A 10740-nucleotide genomic window follows, 5' to 3' on the forward strand; every position below is an offset into this window, starting at 1 on the left:
GATGGGATCTGCGGGCCTCAGCGGTTGGCCTTGCTGAACCATTTCGTCTTGATGCGCCAGGAATGCGCCGAGGAGATCGCGAAGCCGGCGCCGCAACCGCAGGCGAAGATCCACACCAGCACACCGCGCTCCAGATCGAGCGCCGCCGGCCAGATCGCGGTGGCGATGCGGATCGTGCACGCGATGATGCCGCTGGCGCAGGCGGCCAGGTAGATGTTGGCGACCCGACGCGACCTCGGATCCTTGCGCAGCACCAGCAGTGCGCGCGCACCGTAGACCAGCAGGTAGATCAGCAGGCCGCAGAGCATGGTCCAATACGCGGCCAGCCACCCGTCGGTGGGTGCGGCGAAGAAGTCGCGGGCGTAGACGTCGTGCGCGCTGCTCATGGCGAACGTGGCCAGCAGCAACGGGATGCAGAGCGTGGCGGGATACTCGACGTATTGCTTGAAGGCGCGCTGCATGGAGTGGTCGTCCTGCAAACGGCCCAGCGCGTTGTAGACGATGGCCGATGCGGCCACGATGTACATGTCGTGGCCGATGAAATCCTCCAGATTCCACATCCCGGTCCACGAGTGCAGGACCCTGCCGATGGTCTCCGAAGCCCACGGCGACATCAGCAGGATGGCACCGCCCTGGAGTGCGATGTTGAGGGTGGCGGCCACCTCCCAGCGACACGACCACGTGACGCGGCGGATCCACAGGCTCCACGCGATGCACATCAGTGTGATCGCGATCAGTGCGGTGATTTCCATCGTGGTGCGCCTTTATGGATGTAGAAAGCGGCCGTAGAAACCGGTATCGCGTGCGCAATACCGGATAACTGCCAGCAAATTCTAACCGTTAGAGGGGCGGCGCGTCGCTACGTGGGCGTAATTCGGAGAGCTTTTTCGGGCGGGCGTGTTGCTGGGTGATGGTCTGCTCGCGAACGGACTCGGCGACCGCGGTGACGGTGAACGGCGTCGACTCGATGTAGTTCCACACCTCTTGCCTGCTCATCAGGCCGAATCGGATCTGCAGGTCGGGATAACTCAGCGCGAACCGGTCGGCGATGCGGCGCAACTCTTCGGCATCGGGGTAGCTGACCTCTTTGATCCGGCGGTAATAGGTGCTGCTGGAGATGTCCAACGCGTCATAGATGTCCTTGGCCTCGACATCCCCGTCCAGCAGGTAATCAAGCAGGGCTTTCAGCTGGCGGCCGTTCTCATCTGTACGGGGCACCCACCGACAATAACCCTTTCCCATCGCTGAGGGCCAGCAACCGTTCGGTGGACATCTGGCCTTTAATTGACAGGGGTGTCAGACTTTCGGGAGTGATGTCCCAATTCTGGGAATCCGACTGTAGTCTCTGTCACATGGTTGCTCCGCTGTTCCAGGATCGGGTTCGCGTCGACTCTTTTTCCGCAGACGTTCTTGCCGCAGACGTGCTCGCTGCACCCGAGGTGTCCGAATTCGCGACATCACTGCCGTCGGCGCCGGACATATCGACCGCCGGCTTCGATCTGGTTGTCGGTCAGGCGCGGGATATCGCAGCGACGCTGACACTGACCGACTACGAGGCCGACGGGCTGCCCGCCGAATCGGATCTTCGCCGTGTCGGCCTGGAACTGCCGCCGGTACTCAGTGCCGAACTCGACGGCGCGGCGGCCCACCTGGGCATCCTGAACGGCAAAATCCTGATCGCCGCCCTCGGTAGGGCAGTGGCGCGCACCATCGGTCGCGGCGTCCTGGCCGTGGACGTCGACGCGCACATCATCGCCCTGGATTGCGTGATGCCCGCCGAGCTGGATGCCACCGAGATGATCGCGCACGTCTGCTCGGCGCTGGTCGCTTCGACCGGGCGACATGACGAGCAGCCGCCGGCCGACCTGTCCTTCCGGTGCGCCGGCCCCGTCTCGCCCGACGAGCCGCTGGCCGGGCATGCGCTGGAACTGCGCGCCTACCGCTGCAACGGGCTGGTGCAGATCGACTTCTGGTACGACACCCGACGCTTCGAGGCGTACACGATCGAGGAGCTGACCGAGCAGTTCCCGCAGGCTCTCATCGAGATCACCTCGGAGGCGGTCCCGGAGGAGATCGACGCCGCCTGAGCGTTAGACTCCGTAGTCAACGACGCAGATCCGGCCATCACCGGGGAGTCTCCGGAAGAACGGGCTGTATCCTCTGTGATCCCGCCCCAGTAGAACCGGACGGGCAGGCCCGTCATCGCCTGTAGTTGAGCGGCGGATCCGCGTGGTCCGCAAGCGGGGTGGTACCGCGGGCTCGCGCACCGGCGCGACGTTCGTCCCCGTGCCTGAATCGCTGGGCACACAGGAGACGCAGTGACCGCTGACCCGAATTCGGCCGCTTACCCCAAGCCGGCCGCCGGAACCCCCAACTTTCCGGCGCTGGAAGCCGAAGTTCTCGACTACTGGGGTGCCGACGACACCTTCCGGGCCAGTATCGCCCGCCGAGACGGCGCGCCGGAGTATGTGTTCTACGACGGCCCACCATTCGCCAACGGCCTTCCGCACTACGGCCACCTGCTCACCGGCTACGTCAAGGACATCGTCCCGCGCTACCGCACCATGCGCGGATACAAGGTGGATCGGCGGTTCGGCTGGGATACCCACGGTCTGCCCGCCGAGTTGGAGGTGCAACGCCAGCTCGGTATCACCGACAAGAGCCAGATCGAAGAGCTCGGCATCGAGAAGTTCAACGACGCCTGCCGCGCCTCGGTGATGAAGTATGCGGGTGAGTGGCGCGCCTACGTCACCCGCCAGGCCCGCTGGGTCGACTTCGACAACGACTACAAGACGATGGACCCGGACTTCATGGAGTCCACCATCTGGGCGTTCAAACAGTTGTGGGACAAGGGTCTTGCCTACCAGGGCAACCGCGTGTTGCCGTACTGCTGGAATGACGAGACCCCGTTGTCCAACCACGAGCTGCGGATGGACGATGACGTCTACCAGAGTCGCCAGGACCCCGCGCTGACCGTCGGATTTCGGATCACCGACGATGCCGAATCCGGCTTGGCCGGCGCCTACCTGCTGATCTGGACCACCACGCCGTGGACGCTGCCGTCGAATCAGGCCGTGGCGGTCAATCCCGGCGTCTCCTACGTGGTGGTCGACGGTCCCGACGGACACCGTTTCGTCCTCGCCGAAGCCCGCCTCGGTGCCTACGCCCGCGAACTGGGTGAAGAACCGGTCGTCGTCGCGACCTTCCTCGGTGAACAGTTGCTCGGCACGCGCTACCTACCGCCGTTCGCCTACTTCGTCGACTCCGATGCCGCGCGGAACTCCTTCCAGGTGCTCGGCGGCGATTTCGTCAGCACCGAGGACGGCACCGGGCTGGTGCACATGGCCCCGGCCTATGGCGAGGACGACAAGGCGACCGCCGATACCGCCGATATCGTGGCGGTCACCCCGGTCGATTCCAAGGGCCGGTTCGACGCCAGCGTGCCCGATTACGCCGGCCTGCAGGTGTTCGAGGCGAACCCGCAGATCATCAAGGACCTCAAGAACGGCACCGGGCCCGCGGCGGTGAATGCGCCGGTGCTGCTGCGGCACGAGACCTACGAACACTCCTATCCGCACTGCTGGCGCTGCCGTAACCCGCTGATCTATCGGGCGGTGTCGTCCTGGTTTGTCAAGGTGACGCAGTTTCGGGACCGGATGGTGGAGCTCAATCAGCAGATCACCTGGTACCCCGAACATGTCAAGGACGGCCAGTTCGGCAAGTGGCTCTCGAACGCGCGGGACTGGTCCATCTCGCGAAACCGCTACTGGGGCACACCCATCCCGGTGTGGGTTTCCGATGACCCCGCCTACCCGCGCACCGACGTGTACGGCAGCCTCGACGAGCTCGAACGCGATTTCGGGGTACGCCCGGACAACCTGCACCGACCGTTCATCGACGAGCTGACCCGCCCCAATCCCGATGACCCGACCGGCAAATCGACCATGCGGCGCATCGAGGACGTGCTCGACGTCTGGTTCGACTCCGGGTCGATGCCCTATGCGCAGGTGCACTACCCGTTCGAGAACCAGAAGTGGTTCGACGGTGCCAGTGGTCCGGACGGCACCGAGGAAGCCCATTTCCCCGGTGATTTCATCGTCGAGTACATCGGGCAGACCCGCGGCTGGTTCTACACCATGCATGTGCTCTCCACCGCCTTGTTCGACCGGCCGGCGTTCAAAACCTGTGTCTCGCACGGCATCGTGCTGGGTAACGACGGCCAGAAGATGAGCAAGTCGCTGCGCAACTACCCGGACGTGTCGGAGGTTTTCGACCGCGACGGCTCTGATGCCATGCGCTGGTTCCTGATGGCCTCACCGATCCTGCGTGGTGGGAATCTGATCGTCACCGAGCAGGGCATCCGCGAGGGTGTGCGGCAGGTGCAGTTGCCGTTCTGGAACGCCTACACCTTCCTGACCCTGTACGCCCCGGCCAAGGGCACCTGGCGCACCGATTCAACCCATGTGCTCGACCGTTACATCCTGGCCAAGCTCGCCGCCCTGCGTGACGCGTTGACCGCCTCGTTGGACGTCTGCGATATCTCCGGCGCGTGTGACCAGCTGCGGCAGTTCACCGAGGCCTTGACCAATTGGTATGTGCGACGGTCGCGTTCGCGGTTCTGGGAGGAGGATGCCGACGCGATCGACACCCTGCACACGGTGCTGGAGGTGACCGGGCGGTTGGCCGCTCCGCTGCTGCCGCTGGTGTCGGAGGTCATCTGGCGCGGGGTGACGGGACAGCGGTCGGTGCACCTGACGGACTGGCCGTCGGCCGATGAGCTGCCCGCCGATCCCGATCTGGTGGCCGCCATGGACCAGGTGCGCGAGGTGTGCTCGACGGGCTCCTCGCTGCGCAAGGCCAAGAAGCTGCGGGTGCGGCTGCCGCTTCCCAAACTGACTGTCGCGGTTCAGAATCCGGACAGCCTGCAGCCGTTCGTGGACCTGATCGCCGACGAGCTGAACGTCAAGGCCGTCGAGCTCAGCGACGAGATCGACACCTACGGCCGGTTCGAGCTGGCAGTCAACGCCCGCGCCGCGGGCCCGCGGATCGGCAAGGACGTGCAGGCGGCCATCAAGGCGGTCAAGGCCGGCGAGGGTGTGCTCAACGACGATGGCACGCTCACCGCCGGGCCCGCGACCTTGCTGCCCACCGAGTTCACCTCCAAACTCGTTGCCGCGGACCCGGAATGGACCGCGGCGTTGCCCGACGGTGCCGGCCTGGTGGTGTTGGACGGAAACGTGACCCCGGAACTGGAGGCCGAAGGCTGGGCCAAGGACCGCATCCGTGAGCTGCAGGAGCTGCGTAAGACCACCGGTCTTGACGTCTCCGACCGCATCGCGGTGCGCATGTCGGTGCCTGCGGAATTCGCCGAATGGGCGGCCACCCACCGCGATCTGATCGCCGGTGAGATCCTGGCGACGGACTTCGACTTCGGCGAGGTCGTCGACGGCCATGATGTCGGCGAGGGCGTGCTGGTGACCATCGCCAAGGCGTGAGCCGCCTCAGTCCGCCGTGACCCGGGCCGACCTGTCGGCGAAGGACACCTCGTCACCGGGGTGCAGCTGGCGGCCGCGGCGCAGATCGACCTCACCGTTGACCGTGACCAGGCCCTCGGCTATCACCGATTTGGCATCCGCGCCGCTGTCGATCAACCCGGCCAACTTGAGGAACTGCCCCAATCGGATCGACCCGTCGCGGATCGGCACGTTGTCCATGCCGCCAGGGTAGTGGCGTGTGGTCGTGCCGTCGGACCGTGCGCCTAGCATCCAGGTGTGCATCGGTGGGTTCTGCATCTGGACATGGATGCGTTCTTCGCCTCCGTCGAACAGTTGACCAGGCCCACCCTGCGTCATCGTCCGGTTCTGGTCGGTGGCCTCGGCGGCCGCGGCGTCGTGGCCGGTGCCAGCTACCAGGCGCGGGTCTTCGGGGCGCGCTCGGCGATGCCCATGCATCAGGCACGCAGGCTCGTCGGTGCCGGGGCCGTGGTCCTACCGCCGCGCGGCGCGGTGTACGGGACCGCCAGCCGGCGGGTCTTCGCCACCGTTCGGTCGGTCGTGCCGGTGCTGGAACAGCTGTCCTTCGACGAGGCGTTCGGCGAACCGGCCGAACTGGCCGGCGCCGCCGTGGCCGAGGTCGAGGAATTCTGCGAAACCCTGCGTTCCCGGGTGCTGGCCGAGACCGGGCTGATCGCGTCGGTGGGGGCGGGCTCGGGTAAACAGGTCGCCAAGATCGCCTCCGGGCTGGCCAAACCGGACGGTATCCGGGTCGTCGGGCGTGCCGACGAGCGGGCGCTGCTCTCGGCCCTGCCGGTCCGCAAACTCTGGGGTATCGGCCCGGTGGCAGAGGACCGGCTGCGCAGGCTCGGTATCGAGACCATCGGGGCGTTCGCCGCGCTCAGCGACGGTGAGGTCGCCGACGTGCTGGGCGCCACGGTCGGCCCCGCGCTGCACCGGCTGGCCCGCGGCATCGACGACCGCCCGGTGGCCGAGAACGCCCCGGCAAAGCAGATCAGCGCCGAATCCACCTTCGCCGAGGATCTGCGCACCCTCGATCAACTCCGCGACGCGATCACCACGATCGGTGAGCACGCGCACCGGCGTCTGCTCAAGGACGGCCGGGGTGCGCGCACCGTGACGGTGAAGCTGAAGAAGTCCGATATGGCGACCCTGACCCGCTCGGCGACGCTGCCGTATGCCAGCACCGACGCCGCGACCCTGGTGGCCACCGCCCGTCGGCTCCTGCTCGATCCGATCGAGGTGGGGCCCATCCGCCTTGTCGGCATAGGCTTTTCGGGGCTTTCCGATGTACAGCAGGAATCGCTGTTTCCCGATCTGGACCTCGTCGACGAGGAGGTACCCGACAGCCGCACCACGGCGCCGGTGCTCCCCGGACCGGCGCCGTGGCGCATCGGTGACGACGTGCGGCACACCGAGCACGGTCACGGGTGGGTGCAGGGTGCCGGGCACGGGGTGATGACGGTGCGGTTCGAGACCCGGGCATCCGGGCCGGGGATCGCGCGCACGTTCCCGGCAGATCTGCCAGATCTCAGCCGGGCCGACCCGATCGACAGCCTGGACTGGCGCGCCTATCTGGACACCCTCGACCCGGCCTGACCATCAGCCCCACCGGGCGAAGACATCGTCGACCGCTGCGCCGGCGGCCAGCGCGGCCATCAGCAGCACCCGCGCCTGGGCCGGGCGCAGACCGGGCACCGGCACGGCCCCGGCGTCGGTCAGCTCGCGGCCCGGCCCATACACCGGGCGCACCCGGCCACCGGGGACCCTGGTGCCGACGGCGACGGTGACACCGGCGCGCACCGCACGGCGGACCCCGTCGATCACGGCGGCCCCGGCATTGCCCGCACCGAGGGCCTCCAGGACGATCCCGCGCGCCCCGGCCGCCACGCAGGCATCGATACCGACCGCATCCGCGCCCGGATAGGCGGCGATGATGTCCACCCGCGGCGCGGCGGCAGCGCGCAATGCCGCGAACCGCGGGCCACGCGACGGCCCGGACATCTCGACGCGCCCGTCGCGTACCGAGCCCACCGCGGTCCCGGTGAACCCGGACAGGTCCTCGGTGGCGGACTTGTACAACCCCAACGGTTGCCAGATGGTCCCGGCGAAGCTGACCAGGACCGCTGCCGGGCCGGACCGCGCGACGGCGATGGCGTCGCGCAGATTGGCCGGACCGTCGGCGTCGGGGGCATCGGCACTGCGCTGAGCCCCGGTCAACACCACCGGCACCGGACCGTCATGGGTCAGCTGCAGCCACAGGGCCGTCTCCTCCATGGTGTCGGTGCCGTGGGTGATGACGATCCCGCCGCAGTCTGGCCGGGTGCCCTCCTCCCGGACCGCGGCGGCCATCCGGTCCCAGTCGGGGGGACCGAGCGCCGAGCTGTCCACGGCCATCAACTCACGCACCCGTACGTCGAGACCGGTCGTCAGGTCGGCCCCGCTGCGGGTGGGACGCGCCACCCCGTCGGTCCCGGCACTGGTCGCGATGGTGCCGCCGGTGCTGATGACGGTGATGGCGGACATGGCTGCGATTGTCCACCATCGTCACGGCAGATCAGGACGGCATGGCGGCGTCGGCCCCACCGTTTGGGATGATGGTCCGGTGACCGAAGAATCGACGGGCGCCGTCCCACCGGCGAGCGCGCACGACGCAGCACCACCGCCACCCCGAAAGCGGTTGCGCCTGCTGCTCGGCATCGCCGGTGTGGTCTTACTCCTCGATATCGTCACCAAGGTGCTGGCAGTTCGGCTGTTGGTGCCCGGACAGCCCGTGTCGATCATCGGTGACACCGTCACCTGGACGCTGGTGCGCAACTCCGGTGCGGCCTTCTCGATGGCCACCGGCTACACCTGGGTGTTGACGCTGGTCGCCACCGGGGTGGTCGTCGGCATCATCTGGATGGGTCGTCGGCTGGTGTCGCCATGGTGGGCGCTCGGGCTGGGCATGATCCTCGGTGGCGCGCTGGGCAACCTGGTCGATCGCTTCTTCCGTTCCCCCGGTCCGCTGCGCGGGCACGTGGTCGATTTCCTGTCCATCGGGTGGTGGCCGGTGTTCAACGTCGCCGACCCGGCCGTGGTGGGTGGGGCGATCCTGCTGGTGGTGCTGTCGCTGTTCGGTTTCGATTACGACACCACCGGCCGCCAGCGCCCGGAGACCGCCGAGGCCGAGCCCGTCGGACAGGAGAACCCGGCGCCGAACAACCCTGAGCCGAACACCCCTGAGCCGAACAACCCTGAGCCGAACAACGTGCCCGCGCCGGCGACGGTGACCGACAAGCCCAACGACCAGCCGGACACCCAGAGCTGATGACCACTCGCTCGATGCCTGTTCCCGAAGGCCTGGCCGGCATGCGCGTCGACGCGGGCCTGGCCCGCCTGCTGGGCCTGTCCCGGACCGCGGCCGCCGCCATCGCCGAGGAGGGCGGTGTCGAGCTCGACGGAACCGCGGCGGGTAAGTCTGACAAACTCGTCGCCGGTGCCTGGCTGGAGGTGCGGCTGCCCGAACCGCCCGCGCCGGTGGAGAACACGCCCGTCGATATCGAGGGCATGTCGATTCTGTACTCCGATGCCGACATCGTCGTCGTCGACAAGCCGGCAGGCGTGGCCGCGCACGCGTCGGTGGGGTGGACCGGGCCCACGGTGCTCGGCGGCTTGGCCGCGGCCGGATTCCGGATCACCACGTCCGGCGTGGCCGAGCGCAAGGGCATCGTCTCGCGGCTGGACGTCGGGACATCGGGCGCGATGGTGGTGGCGATCTCCGAGCGGGCCTACACGGTGCTCAAGCGCGCGTTCAAGGAGCGCACGGTGGAGAAGCGGTACCACGCGCTGGTGCAGGGACATCCGGATCCGTCCAGCGGAACCATCGACGCACCGATCGGCAGGCACCGCGGCCAGGACTGGAAGTTCGCGGTCACCGAGAGCGGCCGCGACAGCGTCACCCACTACGACACCATCGAGGCGCACGTCGCGGCCAGTCTGCTCGACATCCATCTGGAGACCGGGCGTACCCACCAGATCCGGGTCCATTTCGCGGCGCTGCACCATCCCTGCTGTGGTGACCTCACCTACGGGGCCGACCCGACCCTGGCCAAGAAGCTCGGTCTGGAGCGGCAGTGGCTCCATGCCCGCTCGTTGGGCTTCGCGCACCCGAGCGACGGACGATGGCTGGAGATCACCAGTCCCTATCCGGCGGATCTGCAGGCGGCACTGGACCGCGTGCGCGGCTACGACCGGTGACGGTGCGCGCCGCCGATCGGCAGCGCAGCGGGTGGTTGTTCGGTATCGGCGCCTACGGCATGTGGGGTCTGTTCCCGGCGTTTTTCCCGCTGCTCAAACCCGCGGGCGCGGTGGAGATCCTGGCGCATCGCATCGTCTGGAGCGCCGCCTTCCTGGCGATCGTCGTCGTGCTGGTGCGCCGGGTGGCGGATCTGCGCGCCATCACCGCTCGCACCTGGGGCCTGCTGGCGATCGCATCGGCGCTGATCTCGGCAAACTGGGCGATCTACGTGTACGCCGTGAACAACGGTCACGTCGTCGATGCGGCGCTGGGCTATTTCATCAATCCGCTGGTGACCGTCCTGCTGGGGCTGCTGGTGTTCCGCGAGCGGCTCGCCAGGGCGCAGTGGGTGGCCTTGGCCGTCGCGGTCGGTGGGGTGGTGGTGCTGACCTGGCAGTTGGGCGCGCCGCCGTATATCGGGTTGGGGCTGGCGCTGTCCTTCGCGCTGTACGGCGCGGTCAAGAAGGTGGTGCCGGTCGACCCGCGGGTCAGCGTCGGTGTCGAGGCGGGTCTGGCCACCCCGTTCGCGTTGGGCTACCTGGTGTTCTTGCAGCATGACGGCACCGGCACGTTCCTCGGCTCCGGTGCCGGGCACAGCGTGCTGTTGATCGTGGCCGGCGTGCTCACCGCCCTGCCGCTGTTGCTGTTCGCCGCGGCGGCCCAGCGGTTGGCCCTGGTGACCATGGGGCTGCTGTTCTATCTGACACCGGTGATGCAACTGTCCTGGGGTATCGCGGTCGGCGGCGAACCGATGCCACCGGCCCGCTGGATAGGATTCGGGCTGATCTGGGTGGCGTTGGCCATCTTCACCGCCGATTCCGTGCTGCGGTCTCGTGCCCGCCGGAACATCCACGGGAACATCCATGGGGGCGCTTCGGACCACCCGGCCACCGCGCCGGGCGATCGTGGCGGGACGAGTTAACAGCAACACCATGTAGCCTAGTCGCC

Annotated in this window: 10 protein-coding genes; 6 read left to right on the top strand and 4 right to left on the bottom strand. The window is 67.7% G+C overall.

Annotation, left to right across the window (positions count from 1 at the left end; all coding sequences use genetic code 11):
* Positions 1–17: 17 nt before the first annotated feature.
* Together FBY28_RS25060 and FBY28_RS25065 are read right to left on the bottom strand one after the other, a co-directional pair.
* Positions 18–752, bottom strand: a complete 735-nt coding sequence (locus tag FBY28_RS25060) for a hypothetical protein (RefSeq protein WP_141869846.1) — start codon at positions 750–752, stop codon at positions 18–20.
* An 88-nt stretch (positions 753–840) separates the two neighbouring features.
* On the bottom strand, positions 841–1218 hold the full coding sequence (locus FBY28_RS25065; protein WP_141869847.1) for an XRE family transcriptional regulator: 378 nt from the start codon (positions 1216–1218) through the stop codon (positions 841–843).
* A 134-nt stretch (positions 1219–1352) separates the two neighbouring features.
* Here FBY28_RS25065 and FBY28_RS25070 point away from each other — a divergent pair, with 134 nt between their 5' ends.
* Positions 1353–2087 (top strand): hypothetical protein, encoded by a 735-nt coding sequence (locus FBY28_RS25070; RefSeq protein ID WP_141869848.1) that lies wholly within the window; start codon positions 1353–1355, stop codon positions 2085–2087.
* 231 nt (positions 2088–2318) lie between these two features.
* A complete protein-coding gene (gene ileS, locus FBY28_RS25075; protein WP_141869849.1) occupies positions 2319–5495 on the top strand; it encodes an isoleucine--tRNA ligase in 3177 nt (1058 codons plus the stop codon).
* A 6-nt stretch (positions 5496–5501) separates the two neighbouring features.
* Here the strand turns inward: ileS and FBY28_RS25080 are convergent, their stop codons facing one another.
* Positions 5502–5714 (bottom strand): RNA-binding S4 domain-containing protein, encoded by a 213-nt coding sequence (locus FBY28_RS25080; RefSeq protein ID WP_141869850.1) that lies wholly within the window; start codon positions 5712–5714, stop codon positions 5502–5504.
* Between the two features lie 57 nt (positions 5715–5771).
* Between FBY28_RS25080 and FBY28_RS25085 the strand changes: the two genes are divergently transcribed.
* Positions 5772–7112, top strand: coding sequence for a DNA polymerase IV (locus tag FBY28_RS25085; protein WP_174241746.1), 1341 nt, complete (start codon positions 5772–5774; stop codon positions 7110–7112).
* A gap of 3 nt (positions 7113–7115) precedes the next feature.
* Here FBY28_RS25085 and FBY28_RS25090 read toward each other — a convergent pair whose 3' ends face one another.
* On the bottom strand, positions 7116–8039 hold the full coding sequence (locus tag FBY28_RS25090) for an asparaginase (protein ID WP_141869851.1): 924 nt from the start codon (positions 8037–8039) through the stop codon (positions 7116–7118).
* 79 nt (positions 8040–8118) lie between these two features.
* Between FBY28_RS25090 and lspA the strand changes: the two genes are divergently transcribed.
* From lspA to rarD, 3 genes are read left to right on the top strand one after another with little or no spacing between them, the layout of a single operon-like run.
* Positions 8119–8823 carry a signal peptidase II gene (gene lspA, locus FBY28_RS25095; RefSeq protein ID WP_216847941.1) on the top strand — a complete coding sequence of 235 codons (705 nt, stop codon included), beginning with the start codon at positions 8119–8121 and terminating at the stop codon, positions 8821–8823.
* The gene (locus tag FBY28_RS25100; RefSeq protein WP_141869852.1) at positions 8823–9752 is read left to right on the top strand and encodes an RluA family pseudouridine synthase; all 930 of its coding nucleotides are present in this window, start codon (positions 8823–8825) and stop codon (positions 9750–9752) included. The genes lspA and FBY28_RS25100 overlap by 1 nt, the downstream gene beginning before the upstream one ends.
* Positions 9749–10714, top strand: coding sequence for an EamA family transporter RarD (rarD, locus tag FBY28_RS25105; protein ID WP_174241747.1), 966 nt, complete (start codon positions 9749–9751; stop codon positions 10712–10714). The genes FBY28_RS25100 and rarD overlap by 4 nt, the downstream gene beginning before the upstream one ends.
* Positions 10715–10740: the final 26 nt, after the last annotated feature.

This window comes from Arthrobacter sp. SLBN-53 (assembly GCF_006715585.1).
Classification (GTDB): domain Bacteria; phylum Actinomycetota; class Actinomycetes; order Mycobacteriales; family Mycobacteriaceae; genus Mycobacterium; species Mycobacterium neoaurum_A.